Source organism: Paenibacillus sp. FSL H7-0357 (genome assembly GCF_000758525.1).
Taxonomy (GTDB): Bacteria; Bacillota; Bacilli; order Paenibacillales; family Paenibacillaceae; genus Paenibacillus_AQ.
The window spans coordinates 6030527-6056352 of the sequence record NZ_CP009241.1 but is presented as its reverse complement, the minus strand read 5'-3'; the positions used below and the strand labels follow the sequence as shown (position 1 = coordinate 6056352).

25 protein-coding genes and 2 other annotated features (1 of these 27 cut by a window edge) are annotated in these 25826 nt (G+C 50.9%); all 25 genes read left to right on the top strand.

Annotation, left to right across the window (positions count from 1 at the left end; all coding sequences use genetic code 11):
* Positions 1–11 (top strand) — a binding site (T-box leader) (it extends 274 nt beyond the left edge of the window).
* Between the two features lie 173 nt (positions 12–184).
* The 25 genes from H70357_RS26775 (at position 185) to H70357_RS26650 (ending at position 25810) form a co-directional block, all read left to right on the top strand.
* Positions 185–2821 carry a valine--tRNA ligase gene (locus tag H70357_RS26775; protein ID WP_038600550.1) on the top strand — a complete coding sequence of 879 codons (2637 nt, stop codon included), beginning with the start codon at positions 185–187 and terminating at the stop codon, positions 2819–2821.
* Between the two features lie 5 nt (positions 2822–2826).
* Positions 2827–4203 (top strand): bifunctional folylpolyglutamate synthase/dihydrofolate synthase, encoded by a 1377-nt coding sequence (locus H70357_RS26770; RefSeq protein ID WP_038595716.1) that lies wholly within the window; start codon positions 2827–2829, stop codon positions 4201–4203.
* Positions 4204–4210: 7 nt separating this feature from the next.
* A complete protein-coding gene (gene murC, locus H70357_RS26765) occupies positions 4211–5590 on the top strand; it encodes a UDP-N-acetylmuramate--L-alanine ligase (protein WP_038595713.1) in 1380 nt (459 codons plus the stop codon).
* A gap of 198 nt (positions 5591–5788) precedes the next feature.
* On the top strand, positions 5789–6946 hold the full coding sequence (locus H70357_RS26760) for a GGDEF domain-containing protein (RefSeq protein ID WP_038595711.1): 1158 nt from the start codon (positions 5789–5791) through the stop codon (positions 6944–6946).
* Positions 6947–7005: 59 nt separating this feature from the next.
* Positions 7006–8202 carry a GGDEF domain-containing protein gene (locus tag H70357_RS26755; RefSeq protein WP_038595708.1) on the top strand — a complete coding sequence of 399 codons (1197 nt, stop codon included), beginning with the start codon at positions 7006–7008 and terminating at the stop codon, positions 8200–8202.
* Between the two features lie 168 nt (positions 8203–8370).
* On the top strand, positions 8371–9552 hold the full coding sequence (locus tag H70357_RS26750; protein ID WP_038595705.1) for a glycosyltransferase family 4 protein: 1182 nt from the start codon (positions 8371–8373) through the stop codon (positions 9550–9552).
* A gap of 174 nt (positions 9553–9726) precedes the next feature.
* Positions 9727–10908 (top strand): glycosyltransferase, encoded by a 1182-nt coding sequence (locus H70357_RS26745; RefSeq protein WP_038595703.1) that lies wholly within the window; start codon positions 9727–9729, stop codon positions 10906–10908.
* Positions 10909–10987: 79 nt separating this feature from the next.
* The gene (locus H70357_RS26740) at positions 10988–12259 is read left to right on the top strand and encodes an SPOR domain-containing protein (protein WP_052092265.1); all 1272 of its coding nucleotides are present in this window, start codon (positions 10988–10990) and stop codon (positions 12257–12259) included.
* A 237-nt stretch (positions 12260–12496) separates the two neighbouring features.
* Complete coding sequence (locus tag H70357_RS26735) at positions 12497–12742, top strand: DUF4321 domain-containing protein (RefSeq protein ID WP_038595700.1); 246 nt, start codon at positions 12497–12499, stop codon at positions 12740–12742.
* Positions 12743–12775: 33 nt separating this feature from the next.
* Positions 12776–13384 carry a Maf family protein gene (locus H70357_RS26730; RefSeq protein ID WP_038595697.1) on the top strand — a complete coding sequence of 203 codons (609 nt, stop codon included), beginning with the start codon at positions 12776–12778 and terminating at the stop codon, positions 13382–13384.
* A gap of 20 nt (positions 13385–13404) precedes the next feature.
* On the top strand, positions 13405–14094 hold the full coding sequence (gene radC, locus H70357_RS26725; RefSeq protein WP_038595695.1) for a RadC family protein: 690 nt from the start codon (positions 13405–13407) through the stop codon (positions 14092–14094).
* A 40-nt stretch (positions 14095–14134) separates the two neighbouring features.
* Positions 14135–15169 carry a rod shape-determining protein gene (locus H70357_RS26720; protein WP_038595693.1) on the top strand — a complete coding sequence of 345 codons (1035 nt, stop codon included), beginning with the start codon at positions 14135–14137 and terminating at the stop codon, positions 15167–15169.
* Between the two features lie 60 nt (positions 15170–15229).
* Positions 15230–16108, top strand: a complete 879-nt coding sequence (gene mreC / locus H70357_RS26715; RefSeq protein WP_038595691.1) for a rod shape-determining protein MreC — start codon at positions 15230–15232, stop codon at positions 16106–16108.
* Positions 16108–16638, top strand: coding sequence for a rod shape-determining protein MreD (mreD, locus tag H70357_RS26710; RefSeq protein ID WP_038595689.1), 531 nt, complete (start codon positions 16108–16110; stop codon positions 16636–16638). The genes mreC and mreD overlap by 1 nt, the downstream gene beginning before the upstream one ends.
* A 79-nt stretch (positions 16639–16717) precedes the next feature.
* Complete coding sequence (gene minC / locus H70357_RS26705) at positions 16718–17377, top strand: septum site-determining protein MinC (RefSeq protein ID WP_038595686.1); 660 nt, start codon at positions 16718–16720, stop codon at positions 17375–17377.
* A 5-nt stretch (positions 17378–17382) separates the two neighbouring features.
* The gene (minD, locus tag H70357_RS26700) at positions 17383–18177 is read left to right on the top strand and encodes a septum site-determining protein MinD (protein ID WP_038595685.1); all 795 of its coding nucleotides are present in this window, start codon (positions 17383–17385) and stop codon (positions 18175–18177) included.
* Between the two features lie 251 nt (positions 18178–18428).
* The gene (locus tag H70357_RS26695) at positions 18429–19286 is read left to right on the top strand and encodes a M23 family metallopeptidase (protein ID WP_038595682.1); all 858 of its coding nucleotides are present in this window, start codon (positions 18429–18431) and stop codon (positions 19284–19286) included.
* A complete protein-coding gene (locus H70357_RS26690) occupies positions 19279–20121 on the top strand; it encodes a M50 family metallopeptidase (protein ID WP_038595680.1) in 843 nt (280 codons plus the stop codon). Before H70357_RS26695 ends, H70357_RS26690 begins: the two co-directional genes overlap by 8 nt.
* A 60-nt stretch (positions 20122–20181) precedes the next feature.
* Complete coding sequence (locus tag H70357_RS26685) at positions 20182–21423, top strand: Rne/Rng family ribonuclease (protein WP_038595677.1); 1242 nt, start codon at positions 20182–20184, stop codon at positions 21421–21423.
* Positions 21424–21533: 110 nt separating this feature from the next.
* Positions 21534–21620: a sequence feature (ribosomal protein L21 leader region), on the top strand.
* Between the two features lie 14 nt (positions 21621–21634).
* Positions 21635–21946, top strand: coding sequence for a 50S ribosomal protein L21 (gene rplU, locus H70357_RS26675; protein WP_036698983.1), 312 nt, complete (start codon positions 21635–21637; stop codon positions 21944–21946).
* A gap of 12 nt (positions 21947–21958) precedes the next feature.
* Positions 21959–22294, top strand: coding sequence for a ribosomal-processing cysteine protease Prp (locus H70357_RS26670; RefSeq protein WP_038595672.1), 336 nt, complete (start codon positions 21959–21961; stop codon positions 22292–22294).
* Between the two features lie 18 nt (positions 22295–22312).
* Positions 22313–22624, top strand: a complete 312-nt coding sequence (gene rpmA / locus H70357_RS26665; protein ID WP_019908993.1) for a 50S ribosomal protein L27 — start codon at positions 22313–22315, stop codon at positions 22622–22624.
* 383 nt (positions 22625–23007) lie between these two features.
* Positions 23008–23748 carry a Spo0B domain-containing protein gene (locus tag H70357_RS26660; protein WP_038595671.1) on the top strand — a complete coding sequence of 247 codons (741 nt, stop codon included), beginning with the start codon at positions 23008–23010 and terminating at the stop codon, positions 23746–23748.
* Between the two features lie 15 nt (positions 23749–23763).
* A complete protein-coding gene (gene obgE, locus H70357_RS26655) occupies positions 23764–25074 on the top strand; it encodes a GTPase ObgE (protein WP_038595669.1) in 1311 nt (436 codons plus the stop codon).
* A 298-nt stretch (positions 25075–25372) separates the two neighbouring features.
* A complete protein-coding gene (locus H70357_RS26650) occupies positions 25373–25810 on the top strand; it encodes an ACT domain-containing protein (RefSeq protein WP_038595667.1) in 438 nt (145 codons plus the stop codon).
* Positions 25811–25826: the final 16 nt, after the last annotated feature.

The window sequence follows — 25826 nt, the reverse complement described above, 5'->3', positions numbered from 1 at the left end:
TCGTCCTTTGAGACGAAGGGCCTTTTTGTATTTTTTTTCAGAGGTCCAGCTTCAGAGATACATCTACCAATGCTACTTAAATGGAGGGTTTAGAATGGCTGATCACAACAAAGCGGCGGCAGAGCTGCTGAAGCCGCAAGATCCGGCACAGGATGCTGCTGCCGACAATAGCGCAAAGAGCGATATGCCGACTACATATGATCCGAAGGCGGCTGAACAGAAATGGTATGCCTACTGGATGGAGAAGGAGTTCTTCAAGGCTGGAATGCGGCCTGAAGCAGAGCCTTACAGCATTGTAATTCCACCGCCAAATGTAACCGGGATGCTGCACATCGGGCATGCGCTCGATTTCACGCTGCAGGATATCCTGATCCGTACCAAGCGGATGCAGGGCTTCGATACCCTTTGGCTCCCGGGAACGGACCATGCTGGTATTGCTACCCAGACCAAGGTGGAGCAGAAGCTGCGCCAGCAGGGCCTGTCCCGGCATGATCTGGGCCGCGAGAAATTCCTGGAGCAGGTATGGGAGTGGAAGGACCAGTATGCCAACACCATTCATGAGCAGTGGGCCAAGATGGGCCTGTCCCTCGACTATTCGCGCGAGCGGTTCACTCTGGATAAAGGGATGTCCAGCGGTGTACGCCAGGTATTTGTGGAGTTATACCGTAAAGGACTGATCTATCGCGGCAAGCGCATTATCAACTGGGATCCGGCAGCCCGTACCGCTTTATCCGATATTGAAGTTGAGTACAAAGAAGTTAACGGTCACCTGTACCACCTGCGCTACCCTCTTAAAGACGGCAGCGGATTCATCACCGTAGCAACGACACGTCCGGAGACGATGCTGGGCGATACGGCGGTAGCGGTGCATCCGAAGGATGAACGCTATCAGGATCTAATCGGCAAAACGTTGATCCTTCCGGTCATCGGCCGGGAAATTCCGATTATCGCCGATGATTACGTAGAGAAAGAATTCGGCAGCGGCGCGGTTAAGATCACTCCGGCCCATGATCCGAATGACTTTGAAGTTGGCCTACGCCATAACCTTCCGCAGATCAATGTGATGGACGAAGGCGGCATGATGAACGAGGAGGCAGGTCCTTATCAGGGACTGGACCGCAGCGAATGCCGCAAAGCGATTGTTGCTGATCTCAAAGAGCAGGGCGTTCTGATTTCGATTGAGGACCATCTGCATCAGGTAGGACACAGCGAGCGTTCCGGCGCAGTGGTTGAGCCATATTTGTCCACCCAGTGGTTCGTGAAGATGCAGCCGCTGGCCGAAGCTGCCATCACTGCACAGAAGAACGGCGAAGGTGTTAATTTTGTACCGGACCGTTTTGAGAAAACATATTTGAACTGGATCGAAAATGTGCGTGACTGGTGTATTTCCCGCCAATTGTGGTGGGGCCACCGTATCCCGGCCTGGTACTCTGAATCTACAGGTGAAGTGTTTGTAGCATATACGGAAGAGGAAGCCCGCGAAATCAGCGGACTTGATGATCTGAAGCAGGATGAGGACGTTCTCGATACGTGGTTCAGCTCCAATCTGTGGCCGTTCGCTACACTGGGCTGGCCGGATGAAAGCAGCAGCGACTATCAGCGGTTTTATCCGAACAATGTCCTGGTTACCGGCTATGACATCATTTACTTCTGGGTAGCGCGCATGATCTTCTCCGCGCTGGAGTTCACCGGTAAGAAGCCGTTCTCCGATGTATTCATGCACGGCTTGGTGCGCGATGCCGAAGGACGTAAGATGTCCAAGTCGCTCGGCAACGGGATCGATCCGCTGGATGTTATCGAGCAATATGGTGCAGATGCTATGCGTTATATGATTTCGACAAGCAGCACAGCCGGACAGGATCTGCGTTTCCGCATGGAGAGGGTAGAGCAGGCGCGTAATTTTGCCAATAAGATCTGGAATGCCTCGCGCTTTGCACTGATGAATCTGGAAGGCGTGAATTTTGCAGATATTGACATTACAGGTGAGCTTAGTACGGCGGACCGCTGGATTCTGCATCGCTTGAACGAAACTTCTCGTGATATTACGCGTCTAATTGACTCGTACGAGTACGGCGAGACCGGCCGCCTCTTGTATAACTTCATTTGGGATGATCTGTGTGACTGGTACATCGAGTTCGCGAAGCTGTCGCTTTATGGGGCTGACGCTGCTGCCAAAGCGAAGACGCAATCGGTGCTGGCCTATGTGCTGGACCGTACGCTGCGCCTGATTCACCCGTTCATGCCGTTCATTACCGAAGAAATTTGGCAGCATCTGCCGCATGAAGGCGAAACGATCACCCTGGCGGAATGGCCTAAATATGATGCAGCGCTTGAGAATCCGCAGGCAGTGGCAGAAATGACCCTGCTGATGGACATCATTCGTGCGGTTCGTAATATCCGCGCCGAGGTGAATGTGCCGATGAGCAAGAAGGTTGAGCTGATCATCAAAGCCGGAAATGAAGACACCTTGAGCATCATTACCCGCAACGACAATTACATCGGACGCTTCTGCAACACATCTTCGTTCGAAGCAAGCCTTGATCCGCAGACACCGGATAAAGTCATGTCCGCAGTAGTTACGGGCGCAGAGCTTCTTCTGCCGCTGTCGGGGCTGATCGATATTGAGCAGGAAATTATCCGTCTGGAAAAAGAAGTTCAGAGTCTGAACAGCGAAGTAGAGCGCGTGGAGAAGAAGCTCGGCAATCAGGGCTTCGTGGCCAAGGCGCCGGCAAAAGTCATCGAAGAGGAACGTGCAAAGCAGGCGGACTATTCCGCAAAACGCGAGAAAGTGCTCGCCCGCATCGCAGAGCTGAGAGGATAAGGGATATGGAAGAGATCATCGGGGGCGGCGGTACCGCTCCCTTAAGTTCCTATACAGAAGCGGTAGAGTGGATCAACAGTCTAATTCCTTTCGGCATTCGTCCGGGTCTGGAGCGGATTGAGCTGCTGATGGAGAAGCTGGACCATCCGCACCGCAAGCTGAAATTCATTCACGTGGCGGGGACGAACGGAAAGGGCTCGACCTGCGCTTTTTTGACCAGTGTGCTGATCCAGAGCGGTTACAGCGTAGGGACCTTTACTTCGCCCTATATCACCAAGTTCACTAACCGTTTCCAGTACAATGGGACGGATATTCCCGAAGATACTTTGCTGGAGCTGTCGAATAAGCTTCGTCCGCTGGTACAGGAAATTGCAGACAGCGAGCTTGGTTCACCGACGATGTTCGAGGTGGCCACAGCGCTGGCGATTCTCTACTTCGGGGAGGTCTGTTATCCGGATGTAGTCGTATGGGAGACGGGGCTTGGGGGAAGGCTGGATGTAACAAACATCGTGACACCTATTGTGTCCGTGATTACGAATGTCGGACATGATCATACCGATGTGCTGGGAGATACGCTGGAGGAAATTGCCGGTGAGAAGGCCGGAATTATCAAACCGGGTGTTCCTGCAGTCAGCTGTGTGAGCCAGCCGGAAGCGATAGCGGTGCTTAAGGCCAAAGCGGCAGACAGCCGCTCTACCCTCTATCTGGCCGGAGAAGATTTCAGCTATGAGCTAGCCGGAATCAAAGACGGCGTGCAGAGCTTTAACTTTAAGGGTCCCTTCCGCTCCCTTGAGATCGGCATTGCCATGAAAGGCGAGCATCAGCTCAGCAATGCGGCCGGGGCCATGATGGCGCTGGAGGTTCTGCGGCAATATATGGCCTTTATGCTGGAGGATGAGGATGTGCTGGAGGGTTTCCGAAGCACATTCTGGGCTGGAAGGCTGGAAGAGGTAAGTGCTTCTCCGCGCATTGTACTGGATGGGGCGCACAACCCCGAAGGTGCGGAGAGCCTGGCCAAGAGCCTTCCGCAGTTTTATAAATACGGTAAATTAAATTTGCTCATGGGGATGCTGGCAAATAAGCATCATGAGTCATACTTCAAGCATATACTGCCTATAGTGGATACGCTCATCCTGACCGAACCGGATTTCCGGAAGAAAATGGACGCGGAAGATCTGCAGGCCATCGCAGAACGTCTGCGTGAGAAATATGCTAAAGAAAACTTAAAAATCATAGTAGAACGTAATTGGGGTAAGGCGCTGCAACTGCTGCAATCGATCACAGCGGAAGACGACCTTGCTGTCGTGTCCGGAACGCTGTATTTGATTTCTGATGTACGAAGTACGCTTTTGCAGCAACCCGATTCTGAAAAAGGCTGGTGACGAACTGTTGGATACTACTGAACGTGTGCATTTTATAGGGATCGGCGGCTACGGAATGAGCGCGATTGCCCGGGTGATGCTGGAAATGGGATATACGGTTACGGGCTCCGATGTGGCAGCTCAGGAATTAACCGAGAAATTGATTGCCAAAGGTGCCAAAGTCTATATTGGACATACTGCGGAACAGGTTAAGGGTGCAGATCTGGTTGTTTATTCTACGGCACTCGCAAGTGATAATGTGGAATGGGTAGAGGCGGAACGTCTCAAAATCCCGGTTCTACACCGCTCGCAGATGCTGGCCAGGCTGCTGAATGAACGCAAAGGGGTAGCTGTCGCCGGCGCGCACGGCAAAACTACCACCTCTTCGATGATCGCGCTGATCATGGAAGATTGCGGAGTGGACCCGACCTATATTATTGGTGGAGAGATTATGAATGTCGGTACGAATGCGAAGGCAGGACAAGGGGAATTTGTTGTGGCCGAAGCGGATGAAAGCGACGGCTCGTTCCTGCAGTATCATCCTTGGCTGGGGATCGTAACGAATATTGAAGCGGACCATCTGGAGAATTACGGTGGGGACTTCGGCCGCCTGAAGGCCGCTTACGTGCAGTTTATGAACCAGCTGCGCGAAGACGGCACCGCGATTGTGTGTGCGGATGATGAGAATGTCAGCGCCCTTTTACCTGAAGTTAAGGGCTCGGTAATTACCTACGGTATTCATCAGAACGCTGATTATATAGCCACTGACATCGTGCTCGGCGACCGGCAGGTGGCGTATACAATGAACAGCGGCGGTCAAGTGCTGGGGCGCATTGAGCTCTCCATTCCCGGACAGTACAATCTGTACAATTCAATGGCTGCGGTCATTGCTTGTCTGAAGTCAGGGATTGCATTTGAAGAAATCGCTGCAGCTATCGTGAAATTCCATGGAGCGAAGCGCCGGTTTCAGGTGCTTGGCGAAATCAATGATATTCTTGTAATAGACGATTACGCCCATCATCCAACGGAGATCCAGGCAACGATCAGCGCAGCTAAAGCAACCGGCAAACGGATTATTGCCGTGTTCCAGCCGCAGCGCTACACCCGTACCTTCTTTCTGCTGGATGCGTTCAGCCGTGCCTTCAGCGAAGCTGATGAAGTGATCATTACGGATATCTATTCGCCGGCCGGAGAGAAGCAGATTGAAGGTGTCACTTCCGCAAAGCTGGTGGAGCTGATTATACAGAACAGCAACGCCGGTGCAAGGCATCTGCCTACCAAAGAAGCCGTGCTGGCTGACCTGCGGGGCCGTATCGCTCCCGGTGATCTGGTGATCACGATGGGCGCAGGAGATATCTGGAAGGTTGGGTATGCACTGGCTGATGACTTGCGGGAACTTGAAAAATAAGAATAGAATGACTTCTGTGAGCCGTTAATGCAGAACTGATTCTCATGAAGCCAAAGCGTATTTTGTCCGTTATGCCGGATAAAATACGCTTTTTGCTATAGAGACCTAAACCTGCAAATGATGTTGCGGGCAGAGTCTTGGAATGCTATAGTTTTGTGACAACAGAGTACTGATTTCCGTGTATATGGTGGTGTATTCATGAACTTCCAGCTTGATATTACAACGCTGTTATACTTGTTTATCTTTGGGAATTTATTTATTGCCTTGCTCGTCACCTTTTACCGCTTCTACTTCCCGAAGGACATTGCTTCATGCGTATTTATTGCTGCGAAGTGGGTGCAGGTCCTGTATTGGAGTTCCATCCTGCTGTGGGATGTTATCCCGCGCTTTATTGGAATTCCACTGAGCAATGGGCTCATTCTTGCCGGAGGCTTCATGGAGATTGCAGCGCTGCTGATGATGATGGGCATGTTCGGGCGGAGGGTGAAGCTGTACTATTTAGTGCTGATCGTGGGCAGTATAATCAGCTTTTGCATGATCGCGCTGTTTTTTAACCATCCGAATTTGCGGGTCGCGTCTACATCGCTGTGGTCGATGTTTTTTGTGATTTTGCCGGCGTATCTTCTGACCTCTAACAAGGAGAGAACACCGCTTCAGAGTATGCTGGGATTCGTATTTTATGCGTTTGGCCTGTCAATGCTGGGTCGGGCGTTCGCGGCCCTGTTTCTGGAACCCGGCATGGGCGCTTTGTCCGCGAATACCGCGCAATATCTATATTATCTGGGAATGTTCTTTTTGCTGATTGTAGGTACCGCAGCCTTTATTCTCCTCTCCAATGAGCATTCTTATAAAAAGCTGAAGAAAATGGCCACCTACGACACGTTGACAGGGATTTTGAGCCGCCGGGCTTTTCTTCTGGAGGCGGAAGTGAAGCTGACTCTTGCGGTCAGAAAACAGGAGTATTACTCCCTTCTGCTGCTGGATCTGGATCACTTCAAGGAAGTCAATGACACCTATGGTCATGATAAAGGGGATAAGGTCTTGCAGGCTTTTGCATTTACGATTGAGAGCAGCCTTGGAAACGACGATCTGTTCGGCAGAGTGGGCGGGGAAGAGTTTGCCGTTCTGCTCTATGGGCTGAACGAAGAGGACAGCGGCCGCAAAGCGGAACAGCTGCGTACGGCTGTGATGGATGCCCCGAAGTTAAATCTGCCTTGCGGGTATACAGTCAGCATCGGTGTGATTACCGTTCTGCCCACTCCCCGGACATTCTTTAATATGCTGTATAAGCTCTCGGACCGGGCATTATACCAGGCGAAGCAGCAAGGCCGAAATTGTGTAGTGATCTCCCGGTAAGCGCAGATGCTAAGGTAGGATTGGAGAATACATATGCCTATGGTTATAGATGCAGGAAGGTGAAATTTATAGCTGTCCATTTTGATCTTAAGACCTTGCTCGTTTGCCTTTTTTTCGCCAATCTTTTTACGGTGCTGCTGGTATTGGCCTACCATTCCCGTTACCCGAGGGATGGAACCTCCAGATTATTTATAGTTGCAAAGCTGCTTCAGCTGGTGATCCTGATTTTGCTGCTGGTGGAGGGTTCTACTCCCTTTAAGTTTCTTCGGCTGATCCTTGCGCTGGGCTGCCTGGCGGGAGCAACCGCAGAGATGTTAGCCCTGCTGAAGCTGCTCGGAGCAAGCACAGACCGGGTAAAGAGAAGTTACTATACGCTTGCAGGCTGCTCCGGGGCTGGACTGCTGGTGATAGAAATGCTGTTTCCCTTAAGGGTTCAGCCTATCGTCATCGTCTGGACATCCCTGTCCGTTGCGGGTCTTATGGCTTATCCGGTGTATATCCTCTGCGTGAAGCTGAAAGAGACTCCGCTGCAAAAAATTATGGGCCTGCTCTACAGCTTCGTGATGTTGTCGCTGCTGGGACGGGCGGTTGAGCCGTTCTTGGGAACCGGGGCAACAGACACTGCAGCTTCGGGGTTGTTGCAAGCGTTTTTTTATATTGCCGTCTATCTGTTGATGTTCCTGTGGACAGCAGGTTTTATGCTGCTTTCCCGGGAGCGGATCTATGCAGAGCTGGAGCGGGTATCAACATATGACGAACTGACCGGCATTCTTAACCGCAGAGCGTTTGTGCAACGTGCCGGCCCCCTGCTTGACACCGCTGCCAAGGAAGCTACCCCTTTCTCGTTCCTGCTGCTGGACGTGGATCATTTCAAGAGTATAAATGATACCTATGGCCATGATACCGGGGACAAGGTGCTGCGGGATTTTGCAAGTAAAATTGAAGGGCAGCTCGCTAATGGTGATCTGTTCGGCAGGTTCGGGGGCGAGGAATTCGCCGTATTTCTGCACCGTGCGGACGAGGCGGCAAGTGATGAAATCGCCGAACGGCTGCGCCTTTCCGTACTTGATACGGTTGTCGAAGGGCTGCCGATGCCCTATACCATAAGCATCGGGGTAATTACTGTCACCTCGGCAGAAATGGTTCCGCTGAATACACTGTATAAGCTGAGTGATAACGCCTTGTACGAAGCGAAGCAGCAGGGCCGGAATTGTGTCTCCAGAAGCCGGCTAACGAGAACCTTGCCTCTGCCCTGACGGGAGGGGCGGGGTTCTTATCATTCCAGAAATCCGGGCTTTTTTGAAATTTTTTTCTCAAAAATCCATAAAACGACAAAAAGAAGATACACTTTGGGGTAATATATGCTAGACACATAACATCGCAATAGAACATACAGAAAAAAATGGAGATTAGGAGACAAAGACATGAGGGAGAAATTACTGTTCATATCCGCAGAGAATCCGTTTCCGCAAGATAGTGGAGGCAAACTCAGAACCGGAAATATTCTAAATATTCTGCTAACCAAATATGATGTAGATCTCCTGACCTTCAGGAATCAGAGGCAGGTTGATAAAGAAGAGGCCCTACCCGCACTTACTGTGCATGAAGTGGAACGAACCATGAATTACCGCAAGGCGATGCTGCGTTCACTTTATACATGGCGCAACTGTTCTTATATGAGCCATGTCGATGTGGACATGAAGGATGCAATTAAGAGACTGTGTAATCAGAACCGCTACAGCCATGTGTTTATTTCACACAGCTTGCTTGGCTGCTGTATTGATATTGTACGGGGCGAGTTGCCGGACGCTGTCATTGTCACCGATGCCCATAATTTCGAGAGCAACCTGTCAGCCCAGCTGGCGCATAAGAAAAGCGGATTTGCTAAGCTTTTCTATTCACTGAATGCGCATTGGACGAAACGGGATGAGCTGAAGCTGATGGACAAAACCAACCTGCTGCTGACTACTTCGGAACAGGATGGTCTAGCGTTCAAGTCGATCTCTGTCAAGAATGCAAATAAAGTGCATGTTATCCCTAATTTCATCCGTATCAGCGATTACCGCACAACTGTTAATACCCCTAAGGAAAAATGGATTATTCTTCCGGGTAATATGAACTATTTCCCAAATGTGAATGCAGCGACCTACTTTTTCCGTGATATTTATCCGCTTGTGAAAGCCCGGGTACCCGAAATCAAATGGTATATCGTAGGACGGGATGTACATCCTGATGTGGCTGCTTTGGGTGAAAAAGATCCTTCCATTGTGATTACCGGCTATGTGGACAGCGTGGCGGATTATGTCCGGAAGGCCCAGGTAGTCATCGCCCCCTTGCAGGAAGGCAGCGGAACACGCCTGAAGATCCTTGAGGCATGGGCGCTGAAGACACCTGTTGTGTCTAGCACAAAGGGAGCTGAAGGTCTGTTGTACGAGCATTCCCGGAATATTTTGATTGCTGATGATCCCGTAACTTTTGCAGACAGTGTGGTGAAACTTCTTCTGGATCATGAACAGGGCCTGGTACTCGCAGACCGGGCGCATGAGACACTGATGGTAAATTATGAGGCTGAAAGTGTCAGGGAAAAGCTGCTCAGTTTGGTCTAAATTAAATAAAAAATCTTTTCTCCCATAAATCGACAATCTTTTGAATGAAAATGCGGTACTATTGATCTACAACTAAAGTTTCATAAAAAGTGGCAGGACGGTTACCTCTGCTGCTTTTTTTTCTAAATCTTATTAGAAGAACAATCATTTTCATAGAACCAAGGAGCTATAGTCATGAGAGAGAGAATGCTGTTCCTATCCGCACATCATCATTATCCGGAAGATTTTGAGAGAGAAATAAGAACGGAGAATTATCTAGGCATATTGCTGGAGAGATTCGATATTGATCTGTTGGAGTATTGTCACTGCGACCGGGAGACCCCCTATACGGCTGGACCGGCGCTTAAAGTCCACAGGGTAACACGGGTGCCCGGGCAACGAAGCTCATTGCTCGGTTCCTTGAACAAGCTGCGCAGCAGCACTATTTTGGCCGATGCCAACAAAGACTTGCGTGCGGAGATCACTGCGCTCAGCCGTTTGCATACATACAGCCATGTATTTATAACGCATCCCTTGCTTGGAAACTGCATTGATATGATCTCTTCACTGTTACCCGACGCAATGATTATTACGGATGCCCATCGTTTGGAGAGCAGACAGTCGGAAGGAAAAGCTGCCGGCAAAAGGGGCTTAAGCAGACGTTACCATCAATTGAATGCAGCATTGTACCGCCGGGAAGAACGCAAATTAATGAATAAAACCGCTCTGCTGCTGACAGCCTCCGAGTGGGATGCCCTGTCCTTTAAGGCTTTATCCTTTGCAGATGCCGGCAAGGTACATGTAGTTCCTCCATTTATCGATTTGAACGACTATTGTGATGCTGAACCGCCCGTTAAAGACAACTCCATTGTCCTTCACTGGAATATGCATACGAACCAGGGCAGAAATGCTGCATTGGTATTCTATCGCAAGGTTTACCCTTTCATTAAGGCGAAAGTACCGGACTGCAGATGTTATATTTTCAGTGGTCAGATACATCCCGAAATCCTGGCTTTGGCCAAAAGTGATCCCTCTGTTGTGATTGTTGAAGAGCCCGAGCAGGAGGGGGAATACATACGCCGGGCGAGGGCCGTTATTGCAACACTGCGTGAAGGCTGCGGCGGGCATTCGAAGATTCTGGAGGCATGGGCGCTCAAAACTCCGGTAGTTACTAGCCTGAAGGGCTCGGAAGAATTGATCTGTGAGCCGGGGCGGAATATTTTGCTGGCGGGCACAACCGGCGGGATAGCCGACCATGTGGTGAAGCTGCTCCAGACACCGGAACTGGGTGCAATTATTGCGGACCATGCCTACCGGACGCTGCAGAAACATTACGAAGCGGACAATGTTAGGGCTAAAGTGCTCAGCTTGGTCTAATCATATCAAAATAGCATAATCCTCTCTTCTCTATCATATATTCTCATATAGATTAGACGATAGCGAGGTGTGACGCTTGATGAACGGAAGAATGACTTTCCGGTTTGATATCGATCAGGACAAGGGCAAGCTTGAACCGGTGGAACGGCGTTCCAGTGCGGGACTGGGGACGGCAAGAGACTATGAGAACAAGGAGCTTCACCGCACTCCGGTTCCCCTGCATCATACAGAGCCCTACGATACCGGCTTTACTGTTGGCGGGGAAGAACCGCCGGATGATATCGGGAATGACGATCTGGAACCTTACAATTCTCACGGTCAGGAGTGGGAGGGAGCCAGATGGGAAGCTGAGCCGTCCAAGCAACCGTTGTTATCCCCATATCCTGACCCCGATGTGTGGGAGAGAGCTCCGCAATATCCTGTTGAGGAGTGGAATGATAGTGCTGAGCGGTTCGGTGACATTTCATTGTCAAGTGCCGGATATGGCGGCTCTTATCATACCCGCCGTCCCTCCTACTGGTGGAAGTTTGCACTTTCCATAGCTGGAGCCGTTGGTACGGGACTGCTGCTCGGATACGCTGCATTGTCTTTCATCAGCGGAGGGAATCCGCAGGTTGGAGAGAACGCCAAGCCAGGCGCTGCAGTTATGCAGAATCAGAACACCGGGACAGCTAACCAGCCGGTAGCCGGAGACACCGGCTTACCGAATGCTGGTCCAGCGGGCGGTGAAATAGGCCGCATTCAGGTGGCGGTAGCGGCGCAAAGCTATTATCTGCTGCAATATGGCGTGTTCAGCACACCTGATGGAGCTGCGCAGGCTCAGCAGGAACTGCTTACCGCCGGACTTGCGGCAGGGCTGGATCCTTCAGACGGCAACCGGGTGTACGCCGGGATATCGCCTGACCGCGAACAGGCCAAGCTGCTGAGCAGCGGCCTGAAGAATCAGGGGATTGAGCTTTATGTAAGAGGGGTGGAGCTGCCGGCTGCAGAGCAGGTTGCTTATGCCGGAACGCCGCAAGCTGTGGAGGGTTATTTCGCGGCCAGCGGACAACTGCTAAATGAGCTGAGCAGCCTGTCTGCATCCTTGTTAAGCGGGGAAGTCCAGACGTTGGACAAATCGGCAGTCAGCAATTTTCATATGGAGTGGACCGAGGCGCTCAAAGCGCTGAAGCCGGGTCTGACCCCTGAAGGGCAGAGCATATGCGCCGGGCTTGAGAAAGCAATGAGCCGGGGAATGGCTGCCCTGAATGAATATGAGAAGAACAAAGCACCGGGTCTGCTTTGGGAAGTGCAGGAGTCCATGTTGAGCTTCCTGACCGGTCAGAAGGGCCTGATGTCAACTTTGGTGTAAGCGTAAATACAAAATCCCCCATCCGGCTGCGTCTGCTGAATGGGGGATTTTATGTGTTGCTTGCAGGGTTATACTCAGGTAAGGTTAAATAAGCCGCAACCCCAGTTAGCTCCACTACACAGTTGCCTCGTGACTGCGTGTATGGTAATCATTTCCGCACCTGATTTTGCGTTTGTATTGAACTCAGTTTCACCGTATAATAATTAAGGTGTCAAAAAATGGCGAGGGAAGACTTAGATGAAGAAGAAAAATGTAGGAACACTGCTGTTATTTCTCATTCTGGGCTGGCTGGCCGGAGCGTGGATCGCGAAGCTGCTGGAGCCTGTAAAAACTTTGTCTTTTCTTACAACCTCGACGGTACTCAAGTGGTCCCCGCAAGCCGATTTGGACATCATAACCTATGACATCACTATTCATTTGAAATTGTGCTTGCTCAGTCTTGCCGGAATGATTACTGCCGTATGGCTGTACCGGAGGCTGTAATGGTCACTGCTGACTGGGAAGGGGCGTTTATACGTGGAATCTGACAATTCACGCCTCATTATTCTTGCTTCGGGTTCGCCGCGCCGCCGGGAATTGTTGTCTTTGCTGGGTTTGCCTTTCGAGGTGATTTCCAGTGATACGGACGAGAGTACACCGCCGGAATTCACACCGGAGATGATTGTGCGCAGTCTGGCTTTACGTAAAGCGGAGGCTGTGGTCCCTGCTGCCGGCAAGCGTAATGCCGTTATCGTCGGCAGCGACACGATTGTTGTGCTGGATGATAAGGTGCTTGGTAAACCTGTGGACGAGCAGGACAGCAGGGTTATGCTGGGACTGCTTCAAGGCAAGACCCACCAGGTATACACCGGAGTGGCCTGCATCGGGCTGCCAGAGGGCAAGATTCTGGTAGAGCACCGGGTAACCTCAGTAACTATGAGAGCATTAAGCGAAGAGGAAATCTCCGCCTACATAGCGACTGGAGAACCTGCCGACAAGGCCGGTTCCTATGCGATACAAGGACTTGGTGCCACCCTGGTGGAGAAGATTGAAGGCTGTTACTTTAATGTGGTTGGACTGCCGTTGTCGCTGCTTGAGCGTATGCTGTCCCGGGTTGGCATTTCGGTGCTGGGCCGGCAAGGATAGCGGAGGAAAGAGGGATCGGGATGGAGTCGCAAACATTTATGCTGCGGGACCTCCCCCATGAAGAACGACCACGAGAGCGCATGATGCATTATGGGGCGGAATCATTAAGTCAAGCGGAGCTTCTGGCTATACTGCTGCGTACAGGCACACGCCGGGAATCAGCTATTCATATTGCCCAGCAATTGCTGGGACGGGCTGGTGGTCTCCGCGGACTGGCGGACCTGAGCATTGACGAACTGACGAATATTAAAGGCATCGGCCCTGCCAAGGCCGTGCAACTGAAAGCTGGCATAGAGCTGGGAAGACGGATGGCAAACTCCAGGCTTACCGAGCCGGTTACCATCCGCAGTCCGCAGGACGCGGCGGAGATTCTGACCGAGCAGCTGCGTTATTTGCAGAAGGAGCATTTTGTCTGTCTCTTTTTGAATACGAAGAATCACGTTATAGCGCAGGAGACATTGTCCATGGGCAGTCTCAACGCCTCTATTGTGCATCCCCGTGAGGTGTTTCGGGCAGCCATGAAATGCAGCAGCGCAGCCATTATATGCGCACATAATCATCCGAGCGGCGATCCTACGCCAAGTCCGGAGGATATCTCCCTGACATCCAGACTTCTTCAGGCAGGCGAGATTGTCGGAATTGACGTACTGGATCACCTGATTATCGGAGACAGCAGATTTGTAAGTTTGAAAGAAAAAGGGTACATGTAATATAATTGTCCAGATTCACTGGGAAAAGGAGAATACAAGCATGTTAGGTGGTTTTACGAAAGATTTAGGGATTGACCTGGGGACAGCAAATACGCTCGTCTACGTACGCGGCAAGGGGATTGTTGTAAGAGAACCTTCCGTGGTGGCCATTAATACCGATACCAAGACAATTGAAGCTGTAGGCGAATCCGCCAAAAAAATGATCGGCCGTACACCGGGCAATATTCGTGCCATTCGTCCGATGAAGGACGGGGTTATTGCCGATTTCGAAACGACGGCAACCATGATCAAATATTTTATCCGTCAGGCCCAGAAACAGCGTTCGATGTTCCAGCGCCACCCGAATGTAATGGTCTGCGTTCCGTCCGGAATCACTGCAGTTGAGCAGCGTGCCGTTGAGGATGCTACCAAGCAGGCGGGGGCCCGCGAAGCTTATATTATCGAAGAGCCGTTTGCCGCGGCCATTGGTGCGGATCTTCCGGTATGGGAGCCGACAGGCAGTATGGTCGTTGATATCGGCGGCGGTACTACCGAAGTGGCTGTCATCTCTCTTGGCGGTATCGTGACCAGCCGTTCAGTTCGTGTAGCCGGTGATGAGGCAGATGAGTCAATCATCCAGTACATCAAACGCCAGTACAACCTGATGATCGGTGAGCGCACCTCGGAGCAGCTCAAGATGGACGTGGGTTCTGCCCTGCCGCTGGAGAAAGCCGAAACGATGGAAATCCGTGGCCGCGATCTGGTGACCGGACTGCCGAAGACACTGACGATTACTTCCGATGAAATTTGCGAAGCTTTGTCGGATACGGTCAATGCCATTGTCGAAGCTGTTAAAGTGACCTTGGAGAAATGTCCGCCAGAGCTTGCTGCTGATATTATGGATCGTGGTATTGTTCTTACAGGCGGAGGTGCGCTGCTGCGCAATTTGGACAAGCTGCTGGCACGTGAGACCGGAATGCCGGTGATTGTCGCCGATAACCCGCTGGACTGCGTAGCTATCGGCACAGGCAAAGCGCTTGAGAATATCCATCTCTTCAAGAGCCGCAGCGGATCGAGCCTGCGCTCCAAGCGTTAGAATTTGCCTTGGTTTGTTGCATGTCAACCCCTGTTGTGGGAGAAATACGGTTGTTAGAGGGTGTTGAAAATGTTTAAGCTGTTTAACAATAAACGTCTATTCATATTGCTGATAACACTAGTCATGTTTATCGTGGTGATGGGGTTCAGCCTGGGGACAAGAAAATCCTTGTCCTGGCCTGAGAATTTCCTCCGTGATACGACCGGTTTCGTGCAGAATCTGTTCTACAAGCCCGCTGGATATGTAGCGGGCTTGTTCCAAGATATCGGGGATCTGCGTGATCTGGCCGAGGAAAATAAACGCCTGAAGATTCTAGCTGCCCAATATACGATAGATAAAGCGAATTACAATTTTGTTAAGGCGCGTAATGAGCAGCTGCAGGAGCAGCTTCATTTTACTAATGCGCAAAAGGAATTATATAAATATACCTATACTAATGCCCAGGTTCTTAGCCTGACCACGGAACCCAGCAACAGCACGCTTGTGATCGACCTTGGCTCCAGTGATGGCATGAAGCCGAATATGTCTGTAATTTCCGTAGATGGGCTCGTAGGTGTCATCAGTAAGGTGAGCAATTTCACTTCTACCGTGAAGCTGATGACTATGATGGATGTGAATGATCCTAATTCCCAGCCGCCTATAGCGGCCACAGCCATCGGTAAAGAGGGTAAGACCTTCGGCATGATTGAAAGCTATGATCAGGAAACCGGTATGCTCAAGATGAACAAGATTCCGCAGGGCGACCCTATCGCTGAGAAGGATACCATCGTTACCTCCGGCATCGGGAGATTATACCCACAAGGGTTAACAATAGGAACCGTAATGAGTGTTGAGGAAGGACAATTCGGATTAACTTCGACTGCAATCATCAAGCCCAGTGCCGAATTTCAGGACTGGAAACAGCTGATTGTTGTATCTCAGGAGGAGCGTGCCGAATAGTGAAGATGCGCAGGTCGGTTCTTATTCTGTTATTGTTTCTCCTGTTTATCTTGGAAGGCGCCATTCTGCCCTGGCTGCTTCCGGACGCCTGGCAGATGCGGATTATTCCGAATCTTGTATTTATCGTGATCCTGTTCGTTACGGTATACCATCACCGTCATACTGCACTTATATTAGGATTGTCTTTTGGCATGCTGCATGATGTCATTTATTACGGCAGAATTCTCGGTGCTCATTCCTTTGCCATGGGGCTGTCCGCCTATTTAATTGGTCTTATTTTCCAGATCCCGCGCGCACCGCTGCCGATGATGATGACTGTTGTCCTGCTTGGCAGTCTGCTTCAGGACAGCGTACTGTTCGCTATTTACAGCGTGTTTAATTTGAACCAGGAGCCTTATAATTGGGCGCTCCTGCATCATATGCTGCCTACCATGCTGTTTCATTTTGCTATGGCCCTGCTCCTCTACATTCCGCTGCGGCGTCAACTCGAGCTGCTGAAGAAGGAGACCCGTAAGGAGGAAACGGCGTGAAGCGGCCTGCATTTCTTTCGGCTGAAAGAAGGAATTTGCCCGGCCCGGCACGAATGATTCAGGATAGGGGGACAGGCATATGACAGTAAAATCCAAGCATGTGAGGATTAAGGGCATCAAGGACGGCCTGGTATTCCTGCTAGACGACAAGTGTCCCTTTGAAGATCTCTTAAGCGAGCTTCGCTATAAGCTGGAGCACAGCCATCAAAATATTCTGACTGGACCGATTGTGCATGTAGATATTAAGCTGGGCAGCCGAATTGTGACGGAGGATGACAAGGCAGCTGTGCTGGAAATTCTCAAAAGTCAGGGCAATTTGCTGATTCGTTCCATTGAAGCGTTTGAAGCGCCGGGCATTGAGGATACAGACGCATTGTTTCTGATGAGCGGCATGGTTCGTTCCGGCCAGGTGCTGCATCATCAAGGTAATCTGCTGTTGTTGGGCGATGTAAACCCGGGAGGAACGATTACATGCTCGGGTGATATTTATATCCTCGGTGCGCTCAGAGGCATGGCTCATGCCGGAGTAGACGGCAATCAGGAAGCGATTATTGCTGCTTCTCTGCTGTCTCCGACACAGCTGAGGATCGCCGACGTTATCAGCCGGCCTCCGGATGAATGGGGGACCCGGGAGAGCACCATGGAATTTGCTTATTTATCAAGTGGAGCAATGCAAATCGACAAAATTCATAATATAGTCAGATTACGTCAGGGTTTAAATGTGTTTAAAGGGGTGTAGCCTCCATGGGAGAAGCGATTGTCGTAACCTCGGGCAAAGGCGGAGTTGGCAAAACGACCACAACAGCCAATATTGGAACCGCACTTGCATTGCAGGGCAAAAAAGTATGTCTGGTTGATACCGATATTGGGCTGCGCAATTTGGATGTAGTCATGGGGCTGGAGAACCGGATCATTTATGATCTGGTGGATGTGGCAGAAGGGCGCTGCCGGTTGAATCAGGCACTGGTCAAGGATAAGCGTTTCGATGAGTTGTACATGCTGCCTGCGGCCCAGACCAAAGACAAGACCTCCGTGACCCCGGAGCAGGTGAAGGATATTATTCTTGAACTCAAGAAGGAATATGAATATATTCTGATCGATTGTCCTGCCGGGATCGAGCATGGCTTCCGCAACGCCATTGCGGGTGCCGACAAGGCGATTGTTGTCACTACGCCGGAGCATGCGGCAGTGCGGGATGCAGACCGGATTATCGGTCTTCTGGAGCAGTCCCATGTGGAGTCGCCAAAGCTGGTCGTTAACCGTATTCGGCCTGGCTTGGTGAAGTCGGGGGATATGCTGGACATTGAGGATATCCTTCAGGTACTGAACATCGATCTGATCGGAATTGTTCCGGATGATGAGCTGGTCATTAAAGCGGCGAACAGCGGGGAGCCAACGGTGATGAATCCCGACTCTTCTGCAGCGATAGCCTACCGTAATATTGCCCGGCGGATTCTGGGGGACGCAGTGCCTCTGATGCAGCTGGACCGCAAGCCGGGGGCTTTCAAGAAATTAAAGAAATTTTTCGGCATGGCTTGAACCTGCTGCAAGCAATCCTATAAAGTTATCCCTTAGATAAAATATCCCGCCGGCAGAGAAATCTGCGGCGGGATTTTTTGTGATAAATAGGTTGCCGGAGGGTTATGGGCTATAGCCGCAGATACCAATAAGTTTTGACGCCAAAAGAAAGCTCATCGCATTATTCCATGTTCCGCTTGGTTAAGGCTTGTTCTAAAGCACCTTCCATACTTCATAAAATGGATATAAAACAAGCCCCCGGAGGGATCGAGATGGAACAGAAATCAGGCGTTAAAGGCCGCCGCAAAGAACGTATCCGCAACCTGCTCGAGGACAAGCAGGATACCGTGGCAGTGCCGCCGCTTTTTGCTTTGCCGGAGAAGACAGCAAGCTTTAAGGAATGGGGAGCGGGTCCTAAAAATGATCTGGCTCCATCAGCGGAGCCGGATCCCGAGGTCATGTGGAAGGAACGCCGCGGGGGCTGGGAGGACGAGGGAGGCGGCGGCAGATCACATTTTTCTGCCGGATTTATCCGGCGGACTGTCGCAAGCCTCCTTGTATTCGGAGCAGTATGGGGCATATTTTTTCTGCACCAGCCCTGGGCGCTAAAGGCGCAGGATTTTGTTTCGGATGCCCTTAATAAGGATATGGACTTCGCCGCGGCCCAGGTATGGTATGAGGAGCACTTTGACGGTGCGCCTTCGTTCATCCCGATCTTCGGGGACGAGGAACAGCCGGCTCAAAAGGTTACGGCTGCCCACGCCTTGAGCGCTCCACTCGAGGGTAGTATTGTCCGTCCATTTGCGGCTACGCTGAAAGGTGTGGAAATTATGCCTGCGGAGGATTCAAAGGGTAGTATCACGGTGAAAAGTGTAGACACGGGACGGGTGTTATCCGTGAACAATGAGGCACAGGGCGGCATTCGGGTTACCGTACGCCATACGGGCAGCGTAACGGCAGAATACGGTCATTTGAGCGGAACAAAGCTTGCGGTGGATGACTGGATACAGAGCGGTGACACCGTTGGCTGGATGCAGGAGACGAAGGACGCTGAAACAGGGCTGCTTTTTTTTGCAATTATGAAAGACAAGACTTATATTGATCCTGCCGAAGTGGTATCGTTTGATTAGGATATTTGGCATTGAACTGTCGCTGCATCCGCTCTTTGTGCTGATTCTGCTCTTTTCCGTGTTAACTGGACAGTTTCTGGAGCTGCTTACGCTCTTTACTATAGTGCTTATCCACGAATTGGGACATGTCTGCGCAGCTTTACTGGCCGGTGTTACGGTCAGATCCGTTCAGTTGCTCCCCTTCGGCGGAGTGGCCGTGATTGAGGATCACGGGCGGCTTACGGCGGGCCGGGAGATTGGTATCGCGCTGGCTGGACCGCTACAGAACGGAATCATGATCCTGCTGGCTGTTATGCTCCAGCAGGCAGGTGCAGGCAGTACGGCTTTTCTTGCTTATTTTATTCAGGCGAATGCGATTATCGCTCTCTTCAATCTACTGCCGGTTCTTCCCCTGGACGGGGGCAAGGTTCTTCAAGCTGCGCTAAGTATGTTTCTGCCGTATTATTATACTTTGCTGTGGGGCGGCAGAATAAGCATCGGAGCTAGTGTGCTTGTCATTGGCTACGCGCTGCTGCCGCTTGGGACAGGCGGCGGCCTCCGGCTGAATCTGCTGATGATCGGGGCGTTTCTGCTCTATTCCAATAGGACGGATCATCGGAATCTGCCCTACCGCTTCATGGCATTTCTGATGAACAGAGAGGCAATGTACGCTCGCCATTTGCGTTCCAATAGCGAAGCTCGACCGATTGTTGCGGATTCCGCGAAACCTTTAGATGATATATTGCGTCTATTTAAACGTAATCAATATCATTTTATTTATGTGATGAACGATGATAGAAATATAGTAGCGGTTGTTCCGGAGCAGCGCCTGATCTCTACTTATTTTGGAAAGTAGAACAGGGCTTCCGTGCGTCCGGTGGCGATGAATGATTGATTGAAACCCAGAGGTGAAGCCATGAAACAAATGATCGTTCACTGCACACAGCATGTTACCCGGATGGCTCTTCTGGAGAACGGGAGGCTGGTGGAATATGCGGCCGAACGCGACCAGCAGCAAGGTTTGGTCGGCAGTTATTACAAGGGCCGGGTTATGAATGTTTTGCCAGGCATGCAGGCTGCTTTTGTCGATATTGGACAGAAGAAGAATGCTTTTTTATATGTAGACGATGTGCTGCATCCCCATTTGGATAAGCAACCAGCGGTGAAGCCCTCCATTGAGACATTGCTGCAGCCCGGCCAGGAGCTTGTCGTTCAGGTCCGCAAAGAGCCGCGGGGCGGCAAAGGAGCACGTGTGACCACCCACTATACACTGCCGGGACGCTGGATGGTATACATGCCGTTTGCAGAATACGTAGGAGTTTCCAAAAAAATCAGCCGGGAATCGGAACGGAGCCGGCTTAAAGCGATGGGTGAGCGGCTGCGGCGCAGTGAAGAGGGGCTGATCATGCGGACAGTCTCCGAGGATGAGCCGGCGGATGCCGTCGAAGGCGACCTGTCCTTTCTGCGTGCGCAGTGGGAGATGATTGTCCGCCGCGCCGAGGAGGCCGTAGCTCCGGCCCTGCTGCACTGCGATCTGAGCATCGTTCAGCGATTTATCAGGGATGCCTTCAATCCGCAGCTTGATGAGCTGATGATTGATTCGGCTCATGCGGTGAGGGAAGCGGAGGCATTCCTGGATGATATGGCTCCCGAAGGGTACAAGCCTGTTGGATTGTACCGGGGACAAGAGTCCATCTTTACCGCATATGGTGTACAGGAGCAGCTGCATAAAAGCTTCAACCGGAAGATTATTCTGGAGGGCGGGGCAACGCTGATTTGGGACGAGACAGAAGCGCTGACCGTCATTGATGTCAATACGGCTCAATACACCGGGAGTACCACGCTTGAGGAGACCGTAACGCGAACAAATCTGCTGGCCGCAGAGGAAATTGGCAGGCTTATCCGTCTACGCGATACCGGAGGTATCATCATTGTTGATTTTATTGATATGGAGCGCGAAGAGCACCGCAGGCTAGTAACGGAACGGCTGGAGAGTGTGGCGAGCCGGGACCGCACCAAGACGCATATTCTGGGCTGGACACATCTTGGTCTGCTGGAAATGACCCGTAAGAAGGCACGGCATGACTCGGCTAGCTTTGCCCCTGTGATCTGCCAATGCTGTGGAGGGACGGGGAAAGTTGGAGCCTGGCTGGAATAAGAATAATCAGCAAATCCAAACAGCTTCATTTATCAGCTTCTCTATACCATTGACTATCTGGATTAAGTATGATAATATCTTCAAGTATGTGTTTGATTGTTCTAATCCTGCACATGCTGTAACCGCTCCGATCGGGTACATAAGCGCAGATTTCTACGGGGATTTGCCACCTAGACTAGGCGAGTCTGAGACATGAGGAGGTGCAAGTACAATGTATGCAATTATCGAAACTGGCGGTAAGCAGTACAAAGTCCAAGAGGGCGATGTATTGTTCATTGAGAAGCTGGAAGCTGAAGACGGCGCAAGCGTAACTTTTGACCGTGTATTGGCTGTTTCTAACGAAGGTGGTCTGACTGCAGGAACTCCGCTGGTAAGCGGCGCGTCTGTAACAGCTAAAGTCGAGAAACATGGTAAGGGTCATAAGGTTGTAGTTTACAAATACAAACCTAAGAAGAACTACCACAAGAAACAAGGCCATCGTCAACCGTACACTAAAGTAACTATCGAGAAGATTCAAGCGTAAGAAGGTGCGTTAATGATTAACGTGCGGATTACACGGGCTTCAGCTCAAGGTACGATTGTCGGTTTTGCCGTTAAAGGGCATGCGGAATACGCGAGGAAAGGCTGGGATATCGTCTGTGCCGGTGTTTCCACAGTTACATTTGGAACGGTGAATTCGATTGAGAAGCTGACTGGTGTTGTTCTGGATACTTCAATGGATGACGGATTTTTAAGCGGAACCCTGGTTCCGGTGAGTGATCCTGAAGACTCCGCCAAGATCCAGCTTTTGCTGGAATCCATGGTTGTCATGCTCAGTGATATCGCAGAATCATACGGGAAGTATATTAAGATACAGCAAGTTATTATTTAAAGAAGGAGGTTGACCAACATGTTGAAATTGGATCTTCAGTTTTTCGCATCGAAAAAAGGTGTAGGTTCCACAAAAAACGGACGTGATTCCCACTCGAAACGTCTTGGCGTGAAACGTGCTGACGGTCAAGCAGTAACCGGCGGCAACATCCTGGTTCGTCAACGCGGAACTAAAATTCACCCAGGCACTAACGTAGGCATCGGTAAAGATGATACGCTCTTCGCATTGGTGGATGGCGTAGTGAAGTTCGAACGTTGGGGCCGCGATCGCAAAAAAGTGAGCGTGTACCCGGTTGATGTCGCTCCGGTAGCAGCGGCACTGGAAGCGTAAGCTTTCCGAACATTATTTGCATGTAGAAGCCTCCGGCATGAGTGCCGGGGGCTTTTTTGAAATATTAGAATTTATAAGCTTCACGCTATAAATTATCCTTCTATTTCTCGCTGAAGCGATACCGTCCTTTTGAGGACGGTATCCGCTTGACAAAATGGGATTCATCTTTTTAGGGTCGCCACAAAGTATCTGCGTAAGCATCGAACCCAAGACCCCACTTTGTGGGGTTATTTTGCAGGGGGAACTGATATTTCATTCACTTGCTCTCTGAATGCTAATGATTGCCGTGAAAGCCTGTGTTATACTGGAAAATGGCATATGCTTCATCAATGTGAATATTGAATTAGACATGAATTTTGCGAACTGAGGGACGGGGAGAAAGAATGAAATCCTGGAAAAGTTTCGTCTGGGCAGTCATGTTATCCGTATTGCTTCCTTTAGGTCTCGTGTATTGGCATACCTCCCTTTTCACATGCCTGCTGCTTGGAATATGGGTAGCTGGGGTGCTTGCTTTCAGCTTTATTTACAACCGGCGTCATTTTGAAGAGGAACTGCGCATACAGGAGAAGACTCTGCAACAGGCGGCGAACCGGACACTGAATCATCATCGTCATGATTGGATGAATGATCTGCAGGTGCTTTACGGATATATCCAGTTGGGCAAGCCTGATAAATCCGTGCAATGTGTGGAAAGAATAAAGGAACGTATAGCGCTTGATAGCCGTATCGCCAAATTGGGAATCCCTTCGCTGGTGTTTTATTTGCAGTCTTTCCGCACATTCCGCAGCAATCTGGAGCTGGAAGTGCAGGTGGAGGAAGGCTTGCAGCTGGAGGACAAGCTAAGTCAGGAGAAAGGCGACGAGCTTACTTCGGTGATTATGCAGACGGTAAGGGCATACCAATACAGCGGACTTGTTCCGCAGGGCGATACCCAAAGACTCCGCCTAAGCTTTATACAGGATGGAGGAGACATTCTGATCTCTTTCGAAGGTGAGGGTGAGCATAGCAATCCCGAGCTGCTGCAGGGGCAAATTTATAATATAGTCCAAGGAAAAATTATGAAGGCGGAGCAGTTGGAGCAGGACAGAGCTCATGTGAAACTGCGTCTACCGCTGGAGATGTAAGGAAGGTGAACATGAATGTTCGTAGATAAGGCTAAGATTTATGTTAAAGGCGGCGACGGAGGCGATGGACTGGTAGCGTTCCGGCGTGAAAAGTATGTGCCGGAAGGCGGGCCTGCCGGCGGTGACGGCGGACGCGGCGGCGACGTTATTTTCCGGGTGGATGAAGGTTTGCGTACACTGATGGATTTTCGTTATCAGCGCCACTTTAAAGCAGAACGTGGTGTAAAGGGACGCAACAAGAGTCAGCATGGTGCTAATGCCGAGCATATGATCGTGCGGATTCCTCCGGGAACTGTATTGATCGACGACGACACCCAGGAAGTGATCGCCGATATGACCCGTCACGGACAGCAGGTTGTTGTAGCGCGCGGCGGACGGGGCGGACGGGGGAATACCCGGTTTGCCACTGCTGCCAATACAGCGCCTGAGCTGGCTGAGAACGGGGAAGAAGGCCAGGAACGTTATGTAGTGATGGAACTGAAGGTAATGGCTGATGTAGGCTTGGTTGGATTCCCGAGTGTCGGGAAATCGACGCTGCTGTCGGTAGTCTCCGCAGCTCAACCGAAGATCGGAGCTTACCACTTCACAACGATTACTCCGAACCTGGGTGTGGTGGATGTTGGTGACGGCCGGAGCTTTGTCATGGCGGATTTGCCCGGACTGATTGAAGGGGCCAGCGAAGGCATCGGCCTGGGCCACGAATTCCTGCGCCATGTCGAGCGCACACGCATTATTATCCACGTTGTGGATATGTCCGGTTCCGAGGGGCGAGATCCCTTTGAGGATTGGGCCATGATTAATGATGAGCTGAAGCAGTACAACGCAAGTCTGATTGACCGTCCGCAGATTGTCGCGGCGAACAAAATGGATATGCCTGAATCGGAGGAGAACCTCAGTTCTTTCCGTGAACGGGTTGCAGAGCTGCGTCCGGATCTGGAGATTATGCCGATCTCCTCACTTACCCGCCAAGGGGTGCAGGAGCTGCTCTACCGCGCTACGGATATCCTTGACAGCATTCCGGTTGCTCCGGTGGTTGAAGAGGTGGCAGAAACCTCTGAACGCAAGGTTTATAAGCTGGAGGCGGAAGAGGACAACTCCTTCACCATCACCCGCGACAACGATGCGTTTGTCGTCAGCAGTCCGCGCATTGAGCGGATGATCAAGCGTATGCAGTTGAGTACGCATGATGCGATCCTGAAGCTGGCCCGTACCCTGCGCCACATGGGTGTAGATGCGGAACTGCGTAAGCGTGGGGCTGTAGAAGGCACGATTGTCCGCATTGCCGATTTCGAATTCGAGTTTGTAGAGAACAGCAGCTACTATTAATAGTGGTACAGGCTGCACGTTACACGCTATAAAGCAGATAGAAGAAACGCCGACTACGTTTTTCCTGACAAGGAGGACGGAGGCGGCGTTTTTTTTTTTGTAATATTCTGTTTGGTTTAGGTTAATTGGCATACATTAAAGTGGTGAGAGACTGTCCGTTTGCTGCTTAGAGGATGTAGGAAGCTTCATTCTTGCAGCGTATTCATGGCCCCCGTGTGAAAATGTGTTGCGTTATTCGGGCTGAATCCTATATAATGTCCACTAAGAAAACACAAAAGTCTTTGGGGTGAGGACGTTCGTGAAAGAACGCTATTATTTGGTCCGCGAGGACATATTGCCTGATGCTGTGCTGAAGACGATGCAGGTCAAACAGCTGCTTGAGGCGGGAGATGCCAAGACGGTGCACGAGGGTGTTGAGAGGGTTGGACTTAGCCGCAGCGCTTTTTATAAATATAAGGACGGCATACATCTGATCCATCAACTGGAGCGCGAACGCATTGTCACGATCTCCATTGATCTGGAGCATGAGTCCGGTATGCTGTCCAAGGTACTCGGCTGTGTGGCAGTTCACGGAGCCAACGTGCTGACGATCCACCAGAGTATTCCGCTCCAAGGGCGGGCCAATGTTGTGATCTCCGTGGAGATCTCGCATTTGAATGAAGAAATGGGCGATATGCTTGATGGCCTGAAGGAAATTGCTGGAGTGAAGCGCGCTTTTATTATCGGCCAGGGTTAAGATGTTTACGAAGCAG